At 39.8% G+C, this 20,176-nt stretch carries 21 protein-coding genes, 2 pseudogenes and 1 riboswitch; of the genes and pseudogenes, 19 read left to right on the top strand and 4 right to left on the bottom strand.

What is annotated here, in order from left to right; translation table 11 throughout:
* The first annotated feature begins 65 nt into the window (after positions 1-65).
* The 6 genes and pseudogenes from AC0VZ9_RS10495 to mutL all read left to right on the top strand — a co-directional run bounded on the left by AC0VZ9_RS10495 (position 66) and on the right by mutL (position 7,478).
* Entirely contained in the window at positions 66-611 is a 546-nt protein-coding gene (locus tag AC0VZ9_RS10495) for an outer spore coat protein CotE (protein WP_019381802.1), read from the top strand.
* Between the two features lie 163 nt (positions 612-774).
* Positions 775-1,086 (top strand): annotated as a pseudogene (locus tag AC0VZ9_RS10500) (VOC family protein); the annotation flags it as partial.
* 288 nt (positions 1,087-1,374) lie between these two features.
* The gene (locus AC0VZ9_RS10505) at positions 1,375-1,824 is read left to right on the top strand and encodes a VOC family protein (RefSeq protein ID WP_372675451.1); all 450 of its coding nucleotides are present in this window, start codon (positions 1,375-1,377) and stop codon (positions 1,822-1,824) included.
* 117 nt (positions 1,825-1,941) lie between these two features.
* The gene (locus tag AC0VZ9_RS10510; RefSeq protein WP_009330655.1) at positions 1,942-2,559 is read left to right on the top strand and encodes a PH domain-containing protein; all 618 of its coding nucleotides are present in this window, start codon (positions 1,942-1,944) and stop codon (positions 2,557-2,559) included.
* A 377-nt stretch (positions 2,560-2,936) separates the two neighbouring features.
* On the top strand, positions 2,937-5,537 hold the full coding sequence (gene mutS, locus AC0VZ9_RS10515; protein ID WP_251175180.1) for a DNA mismatch repair protein MutS: 2,601 nt from the start codon (positions 2,937-2,939) through the stop codon (positions 5,535-5,537).
* 18 nt (positions 5,538-5,555) lie between these two features.
* Complete coding sequence (gene mutL, locus AC0VZ9_RS10520; protein ID WP_252246200.1) at positions 5,556-7,478, top strand: DNA mismatch repair endonuclease MutL; 1,923 nt, start codon at positions 5,556-5,558, stop codon at positions 7,476-7,478.
* Between the two features lie 47 nt (positions 7,479-7,525).
* On the opposite strand, the gene AC0VZ9_RS10525 is transcribed toward mutL, so the two are convergent.
* The 4 genes from AC0VZ9_RS10525 to AC0VZ9_RS10540 form a co-directional block, all read right to left on the bottom strand.
* On the bottom strand, positions 7,526-8,638 hold the full coding sequence (locus AC0VZ9_RS10525; RefSeq protein WP_386849798.1) for a site-specific integrase: 1,113 nt from the start codon (positions 8,636-8,638) through the stop codon (positions 7,526-7,528).
* A gap of 14 nt (positions 8,639-8,652) precedes the next feature.
* Positions 8,653-9,144: an ImmA/IrrE family metallo-endopeptidase gene (locus tag AC0VZ9_RS10530; RefSeq protein ID WP_284522163.1), complete on the bottom strand. Its 492-nt coding sequence runs from the start codon at positions 9,142-9,144 to the stop codon at positions 8,653-8,655.
* A gap of 65 nt (positions 9,145-9,209) precedes the next feature.
* Complete coding sequence (locus tag AC0VZ9_RS10535) at positions 9,210-9,743, bottom strand: hypothetical protein (RefSeq protein WP_284522162.1); 534 nt, start codon at positions 9,741-9,743, stop codon at positions 9,210-9,212.
* An 85-nt stretch (positions 9,744-9,828) separates the two neighbouring features.
* Positions 9,829-10,176 carry a helix-turn-helix domain-containing protein gene (locus AC0VZ9_RS10540; RefSeq protein ID WP_284522161.1) on the bottom strand — a complete coding sequence of 116 codons (348 nt, stop codon included), beginning with the start codon at positions 10,174-10,176 and terminating at the stop codon, positions 9,829-9,831.
* Between the two features lie 157 nt (positions 10,177-10,333).
* Here AC0VZ9_RS10540 and AC0VZ9_RS10545 point away from each other — a divergent pair, with 157 nt between their 5' ends.
* The 13 genes and pseudogenes from AC0VZ9_RS10545 to AC0VZ9_RS10605 all read left to right on the top strand — a co-directional run bounded on the left by AC0VZ9_RS10545 (position 10,334) and on the right by AC0VZ9_RS10605 (position 20,113).
* Positions 10,334-10,585: a helix-turn-helix domain-containing protein gene (locus AC0VZ9_RS10545; protein ID WP_386849799.1), complete on the top strand. Its 252-nt coding sequence runs from the start codon at positions 10,334-10,336 to the stop codon at positions 10,583-10,585.
* 13 nt (positions 10,586-10,598) lie between these two features.
* Positions 10,599-10,868 carry a group-specific protein gene (locus AC0VZ9_RS10550; RefSeq protein ID WP_282140297.1) on the top strand — a complete coding sequence of 90 codons (270 nt, stop codon included), beginning with the start codon at positions 10,599-10,601 and terminating at the stop codon, positions 10,866-10,868.
* A gap of 14 nt (positions 10,869-10,882) precedes the next feature.
* Entirely contained in the window at positions 10,883-11,584 is a 702-nt protein-coding gene (locus AC0VZ9_RS10555) for an ORF6N domain-containing protein (protein WP_386849800.1), read from the top strand.
* A gap of 143 nt (positions 11,585-11,727) precedes the next feature.
* Entirely contained in the window at positions 11,728-11,991 is a 264-nt protein-coding gene (locus AC0VZ9_RS10560) for a helix-turn-helix domain-containing protein (RefSeq protein WP_386849801.1), read from the top strand.
* 390 nt (positions 11,992-12,381) lie between these two features.
* The gene (locus tag AC0VZ9_RS10565) at positions 12,382-12,585 is read left to right on the top strand and encodes a YqaI family protein (protein ID WP_475397334.1); all 204 of its coding nucleotides are present in this window, start codon (positions 12,382-12,384) and stop codon (positions 12,583-12,585) included.
* A 133-nt stretch (positions 12,586-12,718) separates the two neighbouring features.
* The gene (locus AC0VZ9_RS10570; RefSeq protein WP_386849850.1) at positions 12,719-13,630 is read left to right on the top strand and encodes a YqaJ viral recombinase family nuclease; all 912 of its coding nucleotides are present in this window, start codon (positions 12,719-12,721) and stop codon (positions 13,628-13,630) included.
* On the top strand, positions 13,630-14,559 hold the full coding sequence (locus AC0VZ9_RS10575; RefSeq protein WP_386849802.1) for a recombinase RecT: 930 nt from the start codon (positions 13,630-13,632) through the stop codon (positions 14,557-14,559). Before AC0VZ9_RS10570 ends, AC0VZ9_RS10575 begins: the two co-directional genes overlap by 1 nt.
* Before the next feature lie 156 nt (positions 14,560-14,715).
* Positions 14,716-15,204 (top strand): HNH endonuclease, encoded by a 489-nt coding sequence (locus AC0VZ9_RS10580; RefSeq protein WP_386849803.1) that lies wholly within the window; start codon positions 14,716-14,718, stop codon positions 15,202-15,204.
* A gap of 8 nt (positions 15,205-15,212) precedes the next feature.
* Positions 15,213-16,022, top strand: a pseudogene (locus AC0VZ9_RS10585) (hypothetical protein); the annotation flags it as partial.
* A 226-nt stretch (positions 16,023-16,248) separates the two neighbouring features.
* The gene (locus tag AC0VZ9_RS10590) at positions 16,249-16,443 is read left to right on the top strand and encodes a hypothetical protein (RefSeq protein WP_071160420.1); all 195 of its coding nucleotides are present in this window, start codon (positions 16,249-16,251) and stop codon (positions 16,441-16,443) included.
* Positions 16,444-16,972: 529 nt separating this feature from the next.
* Positions 16,973-17,060: riboswitch (cyclic di-GMP riboswitch) on the bottom strand.
* A gap of 111 nt (positions 17,061-17,171) precedes the next feature.
* Complete coding sequence (locus AC0VZ9_RS10595) at positions 17,172-17,423, top strand: hypothetical protein (protein ID WP_019381525.1); 252 nt, start codon at positions 17,172-17,174, stop codon at positions 17,421-17,423.
* 397 nt (positions 17,424-17,820) lie between these two features.
* A complete protein-coding gene (locus tag AC0VZ9_RS10600; protein WP_386849805.1) occupies positions 17,821-19,308 on the top strand; it encodes a phospholipase D-like domain-containing protein in 1,488 nt (495 codons plus the stop codon).
* Positions 19,309-19,429: 121 nt separating this feature from the next.
* Positions 19,430-20,113, top strand: a complete 684-nt coding sequence (locus tag AC0VZ9_RS10605; protein WP_386849806.1) for a DUF421 domain-containing protein — start codon at positions 19,430-19,432, stop codon at positions 20,111-20,113.
* Positions 20,114-20,176: the final 63 nt, after the last annotated feature.

The following is a 20,176-nucleotide window of genomic DNA, read 5'->3' on the forward strand; positions in this document are numbered from 1 at the left end:
ATCGCACACTAGTCTAATATCCCGCATAGGATGAATTGAAAATGAATGAGGAGGGTTCGCTCGCAATGGGAGATTACAGAGAGATTATAACGAAAGCGGTCGTTGCGAAAGGACGTAAATTCACACAGTCCAATCATACGATCTGCCCGTCACACCATCCGTCAAGCATACTTGGCTGCTGGATCATAAACCATACGTACGAGGCGAAAAAAGCTGGGAAAACAGTGGAAATCTGCGGCCATTATGACATTAACGTTTGGTACTCTTTCAACAATAATACAAAAACCGAAGTTGTTACCGAACGGGTTGAGTATAAAGATGTCATTAAATTGAAGTACCGTGATCCGGACTGTTTGGATGATCATGATGTCATCGCCCGTGTTCTGCAGCAGCCGAGCTGCTGTGAAGCAGTCATTTCTCCAAATGGCAATAAAATCATCGTCACTGTGGAAAGAGAGTTCATGGTCGAGGTGATCGGCGAAACAAAAGTTTGTGTAGCTGTTCATCCAGACAAGTGCGAGTGCGATGATGACGCTTGGGGACTTGATGTGGAGGATGAAGAATTCGAGGATTTAAATCCGGATTTCTTGGTGGGAACTGAAGAAGAGTAATGACAAACTAGGAGGTTTTGCTTCCTAGTTTTTCTTTTTATATTTTCATAGTGTCAGCCAAATTCAAGCGAATTAATGACAGCACCTTCCGCCTTTAGTCTGAATGCATCTGCAGTGCATTACCTTAGAATGGAGGTATAAGATGTAAAGGGGAGAGGCGAGGATGAAAATATTTCAATTGAATTTGAAGTGCCATGATTTAGACAGGATGAAAGAATTTTATACAAATGTGCTGGAGATGGAACTGTTGACGGAGACTCAGAGTTATTTTACGATTATGGCCGGCTCAACAAAGATTCTTTTTGAGAAAGATGCAGCAATCCCCTTTTATCATGTGTGTTTCCGGACTAATGCTGAATACTTTGAACATATGTATCAGAAATTAGGTGCTGAAAGTGTGCTGCTGCCAAATGAGAGCGGCGAGTACAGTATGTTTTGGAAAGGAAAGCAGGCATATTTTATCGATCCGGACGGAAATATTATGGAGATGCTCGAGCGGCCTTTGGATGATGTGAAAAAGGATGGTCTCCGCTGGCATGATGTTGGGGAAGTTGGCTTGCCAGTCAATGATGTAGCTGCAATGGAGCAGGAATTAGATCAGTATCTGTACAATGAACAGATGGATTCCAGTGAGACGTTTGCTTTTTACGGAGACAGGAAAGGGGTTTTTGTGCTTGTAAAGGAAGGGCGGAACTGGTATCCAACAGAAAGGGCTTCCGTTATTTCACCAATTAAAGTATTTGCATCAGGACCAAGGGATGTTATGTTTCAGCATCAGGAATATCCTTATGAAGTGATTGTGAGGAAGGAATGGGAAGGGAGCATCCCGGCTGTGCAATTTCGCATTGCACGTCCGACAAACCAGCTTGATAAACTCATTTCCTTTTATGAAAAAGGACTGGGTCTGAAGAGAGTTGGCGAGTTTTGGAATCATGAAGGCTATGATGGTATTATGATTGGTCTGCCTGATAGCCAATACCATCTTGAATTTACTCAATCTAAGGAAAAAATGGAGCTTCCGCAGCCGACAAAGGAGCATCTATTAGTTTTTTATGTGGGAGACCGCCTGGAGCGTGATAACATTGCCGAAAGGCTTGCTGCTTATGGGTATATGGAAACAGAACCGGAAAATCCATATTGGGGCAGAGGCGGAGTGACAATAGAAGATCCAGATGGATGGCCGATTGTATTAATGAATACGCCAGGAATATGAAGCTTCCGGTTTGCCGGGAGCTTTTCCAGCGTAAATTTTTAATTGAATAAGCCATCGTTTTCCTAAATATGTTAAAATAGCAAAGTAGTAAAATGAATGCAGAAAGGTTGAGGGGTTATGTTTAAAAAGGTTGCCTCTGATGTGCTGGGATTAAGCGATGTGGGAAGCGTCATCCAGCCGGCTGACTATGACAAAGTTGATGCTGACGATTATGTCCTTCACGAAGATAATGAGAAAATTTACTTCCTGATTAAGTCCAAATCGGATGAATACTGCTTTACGAATAAGGCGCTTATTCATCTGGATGGTACAAGTGCTGTCAGCAAAAAACGAACTCTAAAGCGCTACAGCTACCGCGAATACAGCATTTCAAATGTGATGCTGGAAACAGCTGGTACAGTCGATTTGGATGTGGAAATCAAATTCGTGATTGGATCTCAGGCATTCTCTATTGACGTACATAAAAAGCATATCGAAGAATTGAAAGATTTATATAAAGCACTGATCCGCATTTCCGAAATCTGCCGCGAAAATGAAGTGTCCATGGAGTATGCTGAAAAAAGCCTGAATTTGGCATCAAGCACTCTTGGACGTTCAGTGTCCAATCAGGACGCCAATGTGGTGGACAATTTCCGTGTACTAAATGAAACAGCCTTCAACTGGCTGATGAACAGCCGCAAGAAATATAATGTGAAAGACTTCGGATATGTGTTTGAAAAATACATAAATAACTAAGAAATCCTGGCAGCTCTCCATTTGGGGGCTGCTGTTTTTTTGTGTGGCAAGACTTTCTACTGCTCATTAAACGCAAGTATAGTTTAACCACTGCTTTGATTGCAGCGGAGGATATTTGACTCAAGCGGGAGGAGAGGGAAGTGGAAGACCCCGCAGGCAAAGCCAAGGAGGCTCGGGAACCTCCCCGCGGAAAGCAAGTGTCCCGTGCTGAAATCAACGGCATAATATATAAGCCTATCAATATAAGAGAATAGCCAAGGCAAATATTGCACCTCTGAGTCAGCCAATAATCTATGATATAATGAAAAAGACGTTTTTAGAGGAAATCTCTAAAAAAGGATTATAAAATAATAGATTATGGATCGTTGGAGGAAGTTATGGCAGCAGCATACACGCCTATGATACAGCAATATTTAAGGGTAAAGGCAGAATATCAGGATGCCTTTTTATTTTTTCGCCTTGGAGACTTTTACGAAATGTTTTTCGATGATGCACTTAAAGCATCACAGGAGCTTGAAATCACATTAACCAGCCGCGAGGGAGGCACGGAAGAAAGGATTCCCATGTGCGGGGTGCCGTATCATTCAGCACCGGTTTATATTGAACAATTGATTGAAAAAGGATACAAAGTCGCAATCTGCGAGCAAACAGAAGATCCGAAACAGGCAAAAGGAGTTGTGAAGCGGGAAGTCGTTCAGCTTATCACACCTGGAACAATGATGGAAGGCAAAGGCCTTCAGGAAAAAGAAAACAACTATATTGCATCGATTTCGGTCTTTGAAGATGAAACCTTTGGATTTGCCACCAATGATTTATCAACAGGTGAGACGAAGGTAACGATGTTAAGCAGCGGGTTTGATGAGGTCTTAAACGAGCTGTCTATGTCAGGTGCAAAGGAAGTAGTCATCTCTTCCGACTTTGATGGAGAATGGCAGAGGAGAATGAAAGAACGCTCCGTCATGGCGATTTCATTCGAGGATGATTGCGGAGTCCGGGACTCTTTCGAGGGACTTCTGGCTGATTTAAATCAGGACAAGCTCAGGACAACTTCTTGCAGACTGATTAATTACCTGTACCGTACGCAGAAGAGGAGCCTGGATCACCTTCAAAAGGTGGCTACTTATCAGATTAATCAATACATGAAAATCGATTATTTTTCAAAAAAGAATCTTGAGCTGACAGAAACCATCCGCAGCAAAGGCAAGAAGGGCTCGCTGTTATGGCTCCTGGATGAAACGAAGACTGCCATGGGCGGCAGGCTTTTAAAGCAATGGATCGACAGGCCGCTTATTGATGAACAGGAAATCAAACGCCGCCATTCGCTGGTTGAAACGCTTATTCACTCTTTCTTTGAACGGGAAGAAATCCGGGAAAAACTGAAGGAAGTCTATGATCTGGAACGCCTTGCAGGAAGAGTGGCGTTTGGAAATGTAAATGCCCGCGACCTTGTGCAGCTTAAGAAATCTCTTCAGCAGATACCTGTTCTAAAAGAAATGGTCTCAAATCTGCCGAATGAGGAAGCAGTGAGGCTTGCTGAGCGCCTGGATGCGTGTGAAGAAGTCACGGATACTTTGGAAAGCGCGATAATGGAAAATCCGCCGCTGTCATTGAAGGATGGAAACATCATTCAGGACGGCTATCATGAAGAGCTGGATAAATACCGTGATGCCAGCCGCAACGGGAAAACCTGGATTGCCCAGCTTGAGAAGCAGGAACGTGAAAAAACAGGCATTAAATCATTGAAAATCGGTTTTAACCGTGTGTTTGGCTATTATATTGAAGTTACTCGCGCTAACCTTCATCTTCTAAAAGAAGGGCAATATGAGCGCAAACAGACCCTGACCAATGCCGAACGATTTATTACGCCTGAATTAAAGGAAAAAGAATCACTCATACTGGAAGCACAGGAAAAGTGTGTGGAGCTCGAGTATGAATTATTTACGAATGTCCGCGAACATGTAAAAGAATTTATTCCGAGATTGCAAAAGCTGGCGAAAACGGTAAGTGAGCTAGATGTTCTTCAGTGCTTCTCCGCTGTCAGCGAGCAAAGGCATTATATAAAGCCAAGTTTTTCAAATGAAAGACGGGTTTATATCAAAGACGGCCGCCATCCAGTCGTTGAAAAAGTGCTGAACGCACAAGAATATGTGCCGAATGACTGTTATATGGATGCGGACCGGGAAGTGCTGCTGATTACAGGGCCGAATATGTCCGGTAAAAGTACGTATATGCGGCAAATCGCCCTGACTGCGATTTTAGCCCAAATCGGCTGCTATGTACCTGCTTCTGAAGCCGTGCTGCCGATTTTTGACCAGGTATTTACGAGAATCGGAGCCGCCGATGACCTTATTTCCGGCCAGAGTACATTCATGGTCGAGATGCTTGAAGCGCGAAATGCTATTGTGAATGCCACTCAAAACAGTTTGATTCTGTTCGATGAAATCGGGCGCGGAACATCCACCTATGATGGGATGGCATTGGCGCAGGCAATCATTGAGTATATTCACAACCGGATTGGTGCGAAGACTTTATTTTCCACGCACTATCATGAATTGACGGTGCTTGAAGAAGAACTGCAGAAGGTGAAAAACATCCATGTCAGCGCAGTCGAGCAAAATGGACGGGTTGTGTTCCTTCATAAAATTAAGGAAGGAGCGGCAGATAAGAGTTACGGAATCCATGTTGCCCAGCTTGCAGAGCTCCCTAATGAACTAATTGTAAGGGCAAATGAAATTTTAACGGGACTGGAATCGAACGATCCCGCTCCTGTGAAAAAAGAGATTCCTGCCGCAGAAAAAATGGCAGAGCCTGCTGCCCAATTATCTTTCTTTGAGGATTCTGAAGATGTGAAGAAACCTTCAATAAGCTCTAAGGAAAAAAAGATTATTGATAAAGTCAAAGCGCTCGATATCCTTGATATGACGCCAATGCAGGCATTAAATACATTATATGAACTGCACAGAAAATTAAAGAATTAATAAACAGGGGGTGACGAGATGGGGAAAATCATTCAGCTGGATGATGCGCTTTCTAATAAAATTGCTGCCGGCGAGGTGGTGGAGCGGCCAGCATCGGTGGTAAAAGAATTGATGGAGAATTCGATCGATGCCGGAAGTACTATTATTGAAATTGAAGCGGAAGAAGCCGGCCTGGCCAAAATCCGCATTATCGATAATGGCGATGGCATTGAGGAAGATGATGTCCTGAATGCCTTTCATCGCCATGCCACCAGTAAAATTAAAGACGAAAATGACCTTTTCCGCATCCGCACGCTCGGATTCCGCGGCGAGGCATTGCCAAGTATTGCGTCGGTATCGAGGATTGAAATGAAAACCTCAACTGGGGATGACGGCACACGTGTTGTCATAGAAGGCGGAAAAGTGGAAGTGATGGAAAAGGCACCCGGCAGAAAAGGGACTGACCTGACCGTGACGGATTTATTTTTCAACACGCCGGCAAGGCTTAAGTATATGAAGACGATTCACACAGAACTTGGCAATATTACAGATGTGGTTAACAGGCTGGCGCTCGCCCATCCGGAGGTCGCCATCCGCCTGATCCATAATGAGCGAAAGCTCCTGCAGACGAACGGAAACGGGGATGTCCGGCAGGTGCTTGCAGCTATTTATGGGCTCAATATTGTGAAGAAGATGGTTCGGATTGAAGCAAGCTCACTTGATTTTAAAATCAGCGGATATGCAGCAATGCCGGAGATTACAAGAGCATCAAGAAACTACATTTCTACCATGATCAACGGCCGCTTCATCAAGAATTATTCTTTGGCCAAAGCCATTCAGGAGGGGTATCATACTCTGCTGCCAATCGGCCGCTACCCGATTGTGCTCCTGAACATTGAAATGGATCCGCTCCTTGTCGATGTGAACGTCCATCCGTCGAAAATGGAGGTACGCTTAAGCAAGGAACATGAATTGAATGAGCTTGTATCAGGTGCTTTGAAGGCTGCATTTAAAAAAGAGGAACTGATCCCATCCGGATTTACACAGCCGAAGACCATGAAGCCTAAGTCAGAACAGACGGCTCTTGAACTGGATCATTTGCCTGAGCATCGGGAGCATGTGCCTTCTTTTGTTCGTGAAGCGAGGGAGGATGCTATCCGGCAGTACCCGAATGGGGCAGATCCGCAAAGCCCGCAAAGTCTACCAGGTGAACCGGCAGCAGCTGAATATCCTGATTTGCAGGATGCTCCTCTCATAGATTTAAGCCCCTCAGCTGAAGAATTGCCTGAAGCAGATCAGCACATATTCCAGCCCGAAGAGCCGAGAGCTGCAGGACTGGAACAGTTTTTGGCAGAGACCGCCACAGTGGAGGAGCCATCCCGGGTGCCGCCGCTCTATCCGATTGGGCAAATGCATGGGACATATATTTTTGCCCAAAATGACCGGGGCCTTTATATCATTGATCAGCACGCCGCCCAGGAGCGGATCAAGTACGAGTATTTCAGGGAGAAAGTCGGCCAGGTTGAAAGTGAATTGCAGGAAATGCTTATACCGCTGACATTTGAATACTCAACGGATGATTATATTAAAATTGATGAATACAAAGGCGAGCTTGAAAAAGTGGGGGTATTTCTGGAGCAGTTCGGACATAACAGCTTTATTGTCCGTTCTCATCCGCAATGGCTGCCTAAAGGCGAAGAACAGGAAATTATTGAGGATATGATTGAACAGCTCTTAGCCATGAAGAGAGTCGATATTAAAAAGCTGCGTGAGGAAGCTGCCATTATGATGAGCTGTAAAGCTTCCATTAAAGCGAATCACCATCTCCGCAATGATGAAATCCAGGCGCTGCTTGATGAATTGCGGAGGTCTTCCGATCCGTTCACATGCCCGCATGGACGGCCGATCATCATACATTACTCCACTTATGAAATGGAAAAGATGTTCAAACGTGTGATGTAGTGGGATTTGTGGCAAGGGGAATTTCTCCTTGCCCACTTTTTGCCCATTTATCTTAAATATGACTCTAATTTTAGTAAATTTTCAGTTTCATATTTTTTTGTAATATGAACATAGACATCGGCTGTCATATTGACAGTTGAATGCCCCAATCGTTCACTAACAAACTTTATATCTGCACCACTTTCCAGCAGCATAATTGCGTGAGTATGACGCAATCCATGCGGGGAAATGTGGGGGAGGTTTGTTTTAGCTTTTTTTAAAATAGAATCAATCGTCTTGTTGACTCCGTATTCTCCAATTTCTTTTCCGTTTGGGCACCTTACTAAGAACTCTGATTTATGGTAATCGGCACCATGTTTCATTTTATTTTTCTTTTGCCATAACTGATACTGTTTTAAATCAGCAATTAAAGTATTATCAATCCCAATTGTGCGGTTACTTGATTTGGTTTTTGGTTTTTTTACACCATTGTCACTTCTCGTTTTTGTGATGGAAATAGTTTTATTTTCAAAATCAATATCCTCCCATTTTAAGGCTAACATTTCACCTTTTCTAATTCCTGTTCGGAGTAAAATTGATGCGATAATATAATGATGATATGGAGATTTTTTAGCTGCATCCATGAAGATTTCTACTTCATCTCTCGATAAATAATTAATTTTTTCTTGTTCCTCAACTTTTATAGATATCCCTTGATACTTATTATGTGTAACCATTTCTAGTTCAACAGCTTTATTGATTGCAGTACAAAAAATAGAATGAATCGTCTGGATGGTTTTTTTAGCGTATCCTTTTTCAATTAATGTATTAATAAATTTTTGATATTCCATCCGTGTTAACTGATTCATTTTATAATTTCCGAGACTTGGGATAATATGATTATTGATATACCAAAATCGATTAAATAATGTTCTTTCTGCGCATTGGGCTCCATAAATTTCTAACCATTCGGTAAGCCAATCCTTAAGTATAGTTTCGCTATTTGCAATAACAGAATGTTGCCGGAGATAAAACTTTTTCTCCACTTCAGCTGCTTCAATCTGTGCCTCTTTTTTAGTTCTAAATCCACTTTTACTTTTTTCTTTTGGTTTTCCAGTAGCAGGGTCTATATATTTAATTCTGTATTGCCATGAATTACCTCTGTTTCTGAAACTAGCCATGAATACCTTCACCTCTATATGTAAGTATGTAATTTTTTGAAAAATATCATTGAATTGATTCTATTCTCAAACATTACAAATCTCTTTTCAGCAAACTTATAAGTTACCTTGAACATTTGTGCAACTTGTTTAATAACCTCTCCTCTTGTAGGAGGAAATGTCAGTTGTATTAACATAAAAGTTGGGACACAGAAATGATAAGAAAAATAGTTGGCTTGGAATTCTTGAAGTTTTAAAAATTCTTCAGGCATAATTAGTTGATTTCCAAAGTGCCTTTTAAAATGGCAAAATTCGTGTCCAAATTCTTCCCACTGTTCTTCCTTACTAAGTCTTTCATCAATGATTACTTCATCTTCATAGATACGACTTGATATATTCATATATTTCACGGACATCCCTAAGCGATAAATGATATCGTGCATATCAATTTGATGGGGATGTAAGATTCCAATATCGTAATAAAAGTCTTTTATCCAATCTTCTAGCAAAGTTGTGCGGTAATTCATTTTGAACCTCCGGATGGGAATGTATGTTCTATTTTAGTTTGAAAAGAAAAGCCCAAAAGGGCTAATCATTGAATCTCTGAATTATAAATTTTCCAATGGTAATTCAAATCGAAGTCCCCGCGTGATTCTAATGTACCCCTGACTGTAACACTATCACCTGGCTTTAGATCGGTTAGAAGATTACTCGTAAAATCTGCAACAAAAACATTGTAAGCTTCATTACCTGATGTATTAACATCATCCCACGTTTGACCGGTGTACTCTCCTGCACCTAATACCCAAATTTGTGAAGAACCTATTTCCATTATAGTTCCTGACCAAGTTACTTCTTGTCCGTATAGGTAATTATCCCAAGTTGGTGTTCTGTCTTCACCGAGTTCTTTATAATTATTAATGAACTCCGGAAAATTATTTAAAGAATCAATAGTTTTCTGTTGTTGATCGGATATTTGTTTTTCAGTTACATTCGGTTCTTCTGATTTTGTATTTTCTTCAACAGGCTTGTCTACCGGCTCTTTAGTTTCCTCTGTACCTGAACATCCCCCTAAAATAAAGCTTAGAGATAGAACAGAGATAACTAGTAAAAATTTGTACTTCAACTTATCTAATCTCCCTTTTAATAAATTTATGTATTTATGGGTAAATAACCCATTATATCCTCAAATAAAAACACGCAAGCGCGTGTTATTTTTTATCTCTATCTCTGATAATCTCCCAGAACTTGATGAGTTCTTCTATCTTTTCCTCTGGAGCATCCATTAAATCTTTAAAAAAGATTTGTGTTTTAGGATTAAGTATCTCTCTCCACATTTCATCGCTAGAGCTGTTTTTTTCATTACCAGTAATCAAATAATCAATTGAAACATCAAATATTTCCGAGATTTTTTTTAATGTCTCGAAGTCAGGTCTACGTTCATCTGATTCATATCGCGATAGTTGGACATTGGAAAGTTCCAATTTTTTCGCCATATCTTTTTGATTAATTCCACTTTTCTCTCTTAATTTCCTAATTCGATTTCCAAAAGATGACATTAAAAAACCCCTCTAATTATTAACTGATTAAATCATATCATTTACCAATATGGTAATAAATATTTTTGCCAAAAAGGTAATTTTCCGATTGACTTTGCCGTAATGGTAATATATTATAAATATGAGTTACCGATATGGCAAAAATGGAGGTGAAACAATGAAACAGAAAGTGTTGAAAGTGGATCTAGTAAAAATAAAAAAATTAAGAAAAGAACATAATTTGTCACTTGAAGAAATGGCAAAGCATTTGGGGTACGAGAGCCCAAATGGATACTATTATCTTGAAATTGGTCGTGGCAAGTTCCCAGCCGAGACATTAGCCAGAGTTTCGGAAATCTTAAAAGTCCCTATAACAGAACTTTTTTTTGAAGATGAAATTGCCAAAATGGCAAAAAATCAAAGTGCATAAGGAGGTATTTCAAATGTTAAGTGTGCAGGTTGATAAACAAACAATTGAACAGCAGTTTCATGAAGAGTTACGCAAGCACCTAAATGAAATTCAATATCGTACAGTTTTTTGGGACATGAAAATGCTATGTCAACAGACATGCATGAGTGAACCATTCATTAAAGAGCAATTCTTTTTCGATCCTCGTTTCCCAAAATTCAGGGTTGGACGGAAATGGTTATTCCCAGCAAAGGAAACAGAAGATTTTTTAATCAAATGGTTAAAAGAACAACCTCACTATTAAAAGGAGCTGATGTTATGAATCATCTTCAACCAATTAGCCAGGGAGGAAAGCGAGTTTTAACTACTATCCAATTGGCTGAAGTTTTTGGAACAGAAGCAAAAATCATAAACCGAAACTTCCAGAGAAATGCTGATCGGTATGTTCAAGGCAAACATTATTTTGCCTTATCCGGAGAAGAATTACGGGAATTCAAAGGGTCACGTCAATTTGACGACAGCCTTAAATTTACTTCTATTCTCTATCTCTGGACTGAAAAAGGAGCTTGGCTTCACGCTAAATCACTTAATACTCAGCAGGCATGGGATGCTTACGAAAGGCTGGTCGATGAATACTACAACATTAAAGAAGACATTGTTCCTCTTTCAAAAGATCAGGCTCTTGTCACGGTGCTGAGAACAACCGCAGATCTTATGGAGGATACTCAAACCATTAAAGCTGAACAACATAAAATCAGAAAGCTAGTCTATGAGATTGATCATAAAGTCGAAGAGCATATCACTCTAACCAGTGGCGAACAACGACGTGTGCAAAAAGGAATCGCTCAAAAGGTTTATGAGCTAGAAAGTAATCCAGAGTTCCGATCAAAGCTTTTCAGGGCACTACATCGGGAAATCAAGGACCGTTTTGGTGTAGCAAGCTACAAAGACATTAAGAGAAAGGAGCTGCAATTAGCACTCAGCTACATAGAAAACTGGTTTCCTAGAAAAGTTTCATGAGCGAAGGCACCGAAACGAAGCTGCCAGGCTCATAAGATTCGGTGCACTTCCTTTCATCTATAAATTTTAATAGCAATCTATTAATTTGTCGGTTCCATACTGGAACGTTTCCAAATTGGAACAAAGAAGGGAGGGAGAAAGGATTGACTTTCGGCGCAGTACTGAAAGCATGCCGGGAGCGAGCAGGTCTTACCCAGGAGGAAATCGCAGAAAAGCTTCATCGTTCACGGAGTTGTATTTCAAAATTTGAAACAGATAAAAAAACATTGGATGTCGCGACTTTAATTAAGTGGGCAGATGTTACCTCAGCTAAAGATGTGGCATGTGCCATTGTGACAGGGGTGGATCCAGTGATGATATTGCAGCAGTTAATGCCGTTGATAGGAGGAATAATCCATTGGTTCTAACCAGAAAAGAGAAGCTGGAACAATTGATTAAGAAATTAAAGAGCCAAGGAGTCAAGATTGATTGGGCTGTTAGGATCCATACTCCAAAGGAGGGTTCATGAATGGACTTGGGTTATGTCCTAGCTATGATTTTCGGAACCTATTTTATTTTTATCATGGGAATTTTAATTGGAGATTTTACTTCAAATCAAAAAGAAAAGCAGTAAGCTCACCACAGCTCACTGCCACTAAATATCGATACTACTATTCTACCACCACTAGAATAGGGCGGCAAGAACCTTTGTTCCTGTCGCGATAAGTCGGAACGAATATCTACCATTCCCCCATCATCTACGTTTCGGCTTATCGCGGTGTGAATAAAGCACCTAATACATAGAGAGGAGGATAAAAATGAATCATCCTATGATTGACCAAATAGAGAGGTCTGGATACCCGAATATGGTTGAACAACCTGAACACGTGGGGGTAGATTATTTTGGTGATGAAATTCTTTTTGGTGATGACATTGTTGAATATGATGGTGAAATCATTTTGAAGGACAACTTGGATCGGTTCTTAACAGAAGTAATGGAATTTGAATTTAGAACAGCATAAAAAATGACTCCTGTTGGCGCAGGAGTCCGTAATGATTGGCTAATTATTTTGTACCGTCATTTTAGCATATAGGCTCTTGACGGTAAAGGGGGGACTAGAATTGGCGTTAAACAATGCAGTTCCTACAAAGGATATGAGCCGGTACGAATGGCTGCAAGAACGGGCTAAAGGAATCGGCGGGAGTGACGCTGGAATCATTCTTGGAGTTAATCAATTTCGTACACCTTTTGAACTTTGGCTTGAAAAAACAGGCCAAGTCGAACCACAGGAAACTGATAATGAAGCAATTTACTGGGGAAATCAAATGGAAAATGTGGTTGCCAAGGAGTTTGAAAAGCGTACAGGTAAAAAGGTACGCCGAACAAATTTCATGTACAGCCATTCCAAGTATCCATTTATTAAAGCAAACGTTGACCGTTTAGTTGTTGGAGAATCAGCGGTTTTGGAATGCAAGACAGCCAGTGCGTATCTCGCTAAAGAGTGGGAAGGCGAAGAAGTTCCGGCAAGCTACCTTGTGCAGCTCCAGCATTATCTCGGAGTGACTGAAAAGGAAAAGGGTTATATCGCTGTTCTTATCGGTGGCAACAAGTTCATCTGGAAGGAAGTAAAGCGAGACCAGGAGCTTATCGAGATGATTTTCAATGCTGAAAAGCACTTTTGGGAATATCACGTACTGCAAGGGCATGCTCCAGCGATAGACGGATCAAGCGCAGCTGAGAAGTATTTGAAAGAGAAGTACGATCGTGCTGAGAAGGATAAAGAAATTGTCCTTCCATCTGATTATAAAGATTTGCTGGTTCAATATGAGAAAGTGAAATCTGATGAAAAGCTGATTAAAACAGCAAAAACCGAAATTGAAAATAAATTAAAAGAAGTATTGAAGGATGCTGAAACAGGTATTACTGATCAATTTATAGTCACTTGGAAGAATCAGAGTAGAAGAAGTGTGGATTCAAAAGCTCTGAAAGAAAAGTTTCCGGACATTTACAAAAAAGTTTTGAAAGAATCCTCTTTCCGAAAATTTGCTGTAAAGGAGATTAATTGATGGCGACCAATACAGAATTGAAAAATCAATTAGCTAATAGGCAAGAGACAGCTGCAAAGCAAGTATCAGCCCAATCACTGGGACTTAAAAGTCTACTAAATACGCCAACAATGCAAAAGAAATTTGAGCAGGTATTAGCCAATAAAGCTCCGCAATTTATGGCATCCGTCCTTAACTTATATAACGGAGATACTGGCCTACGAGAAGCTGAGCCAATGTCCATTGTATCTAGTGCAATGGTTGCTGCATCTCTCGACTTACCAGTTGATAAAAACTTAGGCTACGCCTGGATTGTTGCTTTTTATGATTCTAAAAAGGGGTATAAGGCAGCACAGTTCCAGCTGGGATACAAAGGATACATTCAGCTGGCATTAAGAAGCGGCCAGTACAAGTCCATAAATGTAATACCGGTATATGAAGGAGAACTCCTAAAGTGGAATCGTCTAACGGAGGAAATTGACCTTGGTTTGGATACCAGGAAAAGTGACAAGGTCATCGGTTACTGTGGCTACTTTAAGTTGGTCAATGGCTTTGAAAAAACGGTCTATTGGACCCGAGATGAAGTAGAGGCGCATAGGATTAAGCACAACAAGGCAAAAGACAAGAAATCTCTTAATAATGTTTGGCGTTCTGATTACGATGCCATGGCAATGAAAACCGTTCTTAGGAACATGTTAGGCAAATGGGGTATCTTGTCCATCGATATGCAAAAAGCATTCTCAGAAGACGAGCAGGAGCGTGAGGTAAAAGATATTACGGATGGTGCTAATGAGTATGAAGAGTCCATCCATTTTGATCCACCAAGCCAAGAGGATCAAGAATCAGCTGCCGAACCAGAAATTATTGATGTGGATCAAAAGAAGAAAAAGACAAAAAAGAAGATTTCTGCCCAGGAATCATTGGACATAGATTTTGAAGATGCAGAGTAACAAAACAAATGTCCTCCTTCCAGCATGGATCTGGGAGGAGGCAAGAGATAAAGAACATTTGAAAATGCTTGTTTTAGAGTATATGCGGAGGTATCCGGATTACAAAGTAAAAGGGGTTAAGAACGGATTTGCTGTATGTGAGAGGGAGTGAATCACATGCTTGTTAAGACCATTCGTATTCCAAATGGAGATGTATTTTCAAAGTATTTTATTTTCAAATGTGATAGATGCGGTGAAACTATCGGGGAATCTGATCCACACATACCAGAGGAACAAAAACATTATTGTTGGGAATGCAGTTTCATTTTAGGAAAGATAACGGAAGTGGAGTTCCTAAAATGTTCAGGGGTTTCCGTATCAAATTCTCACGCTTCTGTAATTGATGGGGAAATCTTGATATGGATAGGAAGTAAACCACCCTGGGAGCAGACAAATAAGGATATTAGGAGCTCTGGAAAATATAAGGAATGGCGAACTTTGGTTTTTGAAAGAGACAAATACACATGTCAGCATTGTGGGCAAGTTGGGGGAGAGTTAAACGCTCATCATATAAAACCGTTTGCTAAATATGAGAATTTAAGATTCGAAGTTTCAAATGGTCTAACCTTATGCGTTCCATGTCATAAAGATGTCCATAGGAAGTAGGTGATTCGGTGCCCGAAAGTTATCCATTTCCAACCTATTCAGGATTATTAGAGCCGAAACATTACAAAAAAATTGGATCAGCATTGTGGCTTTTTCTCTGGTGCGTCAGCTCCACTACAAAAGAAATTGAACGAGATGGGGTAACCTGGGGCATCGTGTTAGGAAATAAGCCATTGAAACGCTCAGAGTTGGCAGAACCTTTTGGAGTTAGCGAAAGAACTGTTCAAAGGTGGCTGGATGACCTGGAAACACATGGTTACATAAAGATCACTAGAGCACCTTATGGATATATTATAACTGTGAAAAACTCCAAAAAATACAGCAAAGAGAGAGTGGACAAAAATGTCCAGTCCGAAAGAGACCGGACAAAAACGTCTAGTCCAGAGTGGACAGAAATGTCCAGTCATGTGGACAAAAGTGTCCACTCTAATAAAGATATTACAAAGATAAATAATACTACTATTACTATTACTAAAGAAAATGACCCTGTAGATATTATTGCTGAAAGATTCATAGAGTTACGAACGATACAAGAAGGACGTTCTGTTTACCCAACAACAAAAGATTATGAAGCAATCGCCCGGATTGTCGCCCGTGGTATGCCGTTGCCACAAACAATCAAATTGCTTGAACAGTGTTTTGCTGAATACAAAGAACGCCAGCCAAATGGTGCCATTAAAGCATTTGCTTACTGTGAAAAATACATCATGGATCATTATGATGCCTTAGTAGCAAGAGAACAGGCAAAAGTAGCAGCTAAAAACGTTAAGCCTTTTAAAAGCAATAATTCTTATAAACCTAAGGGTATGCGATCCAAGCCAATACGTACGGAAATGCTGCCAGATTGGTTTTATGAAAATGAGCAACCTAAACAACCGATAAAGGAAAAATCACCTGACCAAATTGCTGCAGATCAAGCAGAACTTGATGAAATGCTGAGGAAAATGCAAGAGCGGGAAGTGCCTAACAATCAAGATGAGCTGGCCCGTAAAAAGGCAGAACTAAATGAAAAGCTAAAAATATTAAGATCAGGGAGTTGAAAACATGGGGATCCTTTATGAATCCGTTATGCAACAGAAAAGGAATATCCTCATCAAGAGATTGTCAGAACTGAATATTTCTAAGGCTCAATCAGGAAAGAGAATCCATGATTGTGATTACGAGGAACTGAAATATGAGCTTGTACTGGCATCCTTTCGGGAGATTGATGCGGAGGCTGCACAAAATAACTGGTTTTGAAGGGAGATATGAAAAATGACTATCACAAATGTTAAATTAGTTACTCGCTGTCCAAAATGTCTGGCCAAGGGGACAGTGATAGGACATCGAAATAATCTCTTGTTACTTGAATGCAGGGACTGCAACAAACGTTGGAATACTTACTCAAAAACCTGCAAGATTTGTGGAAAGCCAAATTATTTCTACGTTGAGGGTCCCTGCGTTAAATGTTATTCAGAAAAACATAATGCCGTCTGAAGTTAATAAAATCGAAATGCAGAAGTTTTAGAGTGATGAGCAGATATAATGGCTTTACACTTAGGGCAGGTGACATTATCTACTTTTTTAAATTGAATCTTCTTAAAATCACTTCTTGTAAATGTAGAAAAGACATGGTATTTAACGCCACATAAGCAATAGTTTTGATCCTTAATTATATGTCTTAGACCAGGCTCTTTACTGTATACTGTCGGGAAAATCATGAATTTCAACACCCTTTCTTTAGTTATAAAATAGGCAAACTAGAAAGGTAATGTATTGGTAATATATTGTGTGCAACTCGGCTGCCATGACAAATAAGCTGTTTTAGGCCCGTGGCTTTGCGTCTTTTACTTTCGTAAAATTTGCCCAGAGGAAATACTAGCATAATTTAGGTATAATGTCATATTTTGTCGGTTTTTGTAACGAAAATGTAATGATGTTTACGAATGGGAAAAATAGCATTATTAGGGGTACTAGGCGGTGAGGGAATGAAGCAATTAGATTTATTTTCCTTCGCCCTTGAGGATCAGATCTTTGGACTAAAACAGGGTGAGGAGTTGGAATTTTTCAGAGGAAATGAACGGCTGCTTATTCGGAAGCATGAGAAATACAAGGACGTTTACTTTTATCAGGGACCTGACTTCTCCGGATACGCGCTTCATATTGATGAAGAGGGTTTATTTGGTGGATTAGATATCTTTAAAACAAAAATAAATCAGTGGCTTTGTAGCGGGTGTTGAATTTAACAAAATAAGGAGTTAGTTTCATTTACCTTTTTTCTCAGCTCTAAAAGTCCAAGCAACTACTAAGAGCCAAAAAGCTGACAATATACTTGGAACTCCAAGCGTTACGAAATATACATTTTTTAAAGTATTTTGATCAATCCAGTTAAACATATTTTCACCTCAACTGTATGCGAGCATGGACCTGGAGCACTTTTATTCGTTCGTTGGAAGGTTGGTCCAGCTCGTTTAAGTTTAAAGTTCCCAGTTGGATGAAAAATATGAAATTATGGCGAAAAAAGAACTGCATAAGAGGCGTAAGCCATATATCTAAACAACATTTCATTCCTAATCTAAAAGTATAATCTCAACACTTTTTGTAGATGTTAAGAGAAAAACAAGGGAGGACTTTTAGTTGGAATGGATTTTTTATCTATACCTGATAAATACGTTTTTTATCTTAATCATAGCAATTTGGGAAGTACGTAGGCCTGCCAAGGCATTGAATTGGATAATAATCGTCCTTCTTTTTCCTATCATTGGTTTCTTGCTTTATCTTAGCATATCAAATCCTAAGTTTATTCATCGGAAAAGATTGACCTCTTCTAAAAGTGTATCTAATAAATTACCTGATACATTTGGTGATTCAGCATCGTTAATCGCCGATGCTTTACGGCACTTCACTGTGAATGGGATACGAACGGGCCAAGTCCAAGTATTTGACAATGGAATAGCAAAATATGAACAACTCATTGAATCCCTCCAAAAAGCCCAAAAAACGATTGATCTGGAATATTTCATATTTAGGAATGACCAAATTGGTAGTCGCATCACGGAACTACTAATCGAAAAAGCAGTAAACGGAGTGCGGGTTCGTTTTATGAGAGATGGTTTGGGGAGTTATAAATTTTCGCGTGAAAAAACCCGACAGATGGTCGAAGCAGGGATAGAATGCCGTACAATATTTCCCTTACGATTTCCTTGGATATTGTCCTATTGGAATTATCGTGATCATTGTAGAATTGTAACAATCGACGGAAAGAAAGCTTTTACTGGTTGCATGAACGTAGGATATGAATATACAGGATTGAAGCCAGACGTTGGCTTTTGGCGGGATACTCATTTGCAAATCATAGGAGATGCATTGGTCGATTTACAGACTGTTTTTGAGGTTCATTGGAATATGGCAGTGCCGGAAAAAATAAAATCAAAAACTAACCTGAAAACAAAGTCTGATGTAATCAATCCAATCGGCAGAGAAGATCATGTCAGATGGTCAGCCGAATTGGGATCAGAGTTGAGCACCCTAGATTATAATGAGATAGACATATCGCCAAAAACAAGGACATTGCAAAAAGCGTATATCCATACGTTGGAAGGAAATCCTGGAATTCCTACCCCGGTAATACGTCAAACTTACTTTATATGTATAACACAGGCTACTAAGACTATTGATATAACAACACCCTATTTTGTACCGGAAACAGATATTATCATGGCATTAAAGACAGCAGTAGCTCGTGGTGTGCGCGTAAGGTTGCTGGTTCCTCGCCATAATAATCAAAAAATCGTGGAATTTGCAAGCCGTACTTATTATGGGGAACTTATAGAAGCTGGTGTACAAATCTACCAGTACGACAAAGGAATGATTCATACCAAGGTGTTGACTATAGATGAGGAGATTGCTGCCGTAGGCTCAGCAAACTATGATATGAGAAGTTTTCGCCTGAATTATGAGGTATGTCAAGTCTTCTACAGTACTGATGTGGCGAGGGAACTCACAGATCAGTTCGAACGCGATCTAATGGACTCTATTCCATTAAATATTGAAGACTTGCTGCAACGATCCCTGACCGAGCGCATTGTAGAACAGGGTGCTCGCCTGTTTTCTCCATTATTATAAGTTGAAAAAACCCGTATTATTTATCTTTCTGATTTTAATTTAGCTTACATGTTGTAATATAAATATTTTAAAACATGAGGATTTTTGAAATCGAGTGAAATATAAAATGGAGGAATAAACTTTGGGTGAAGTTTTTTTGGGTTTACTGACAATCAAAGTCATAGTAGGTTTTGTCACCTTATTTTTTATCATTATCATAACCGGTAGAACATCAATCTCTCAGTTAACCCCGTTTCACTTAGTTTTTGTATTAGTGCTTGGAGATTTTTTAGGAAATACCATTTATGAAAATAAGGTAGGGATTTTTCACTTTTTATATGCCATCGGATTGTGGACACTTCTCATGTTGGGGATAGAGTTCTTGACTCTAAAAAATAAATCGACACGTTCTCTCTTATTGGGGGATCCTAACATCATTATTCGGGATGGTGTAATGGATAGAAAGTTACTTAAAAAGAACAAATTGGATGTAAATCAAGTATTAAGTATACTTCGACAAAATCAGGTTTTTTCTGTTCGCGAAGTCAAATACGGTATATTGGAAGCTAATGGGCAAATAAGTATATTATTACAATCGAAGTATCAAAAACCAGACAAGCAAGATCTCAGTCTTCTAGAAAGTCCAGTATACCTCCCAACAGCGTTAATTATAGATGGGGAAGTATTAAGGGATAATTTACAAGAACTCGGATTTGATCAACAGTGGTTAGATAACCAATTAACTACCAATGGATATGATAATGTTAAACGTATACTCTACGCAGATTGGCGAGAGAATGAAGGAATTCATATTAGTCCATTTTAAAATTCTATTAGGATATTAGCATATGTTTGTGAATGGCCATTTGGATTTTAAATATTAATTCAG

The organism is Cytobacillus sp. QJM3NY_8 (assembly GCF_056173585.1).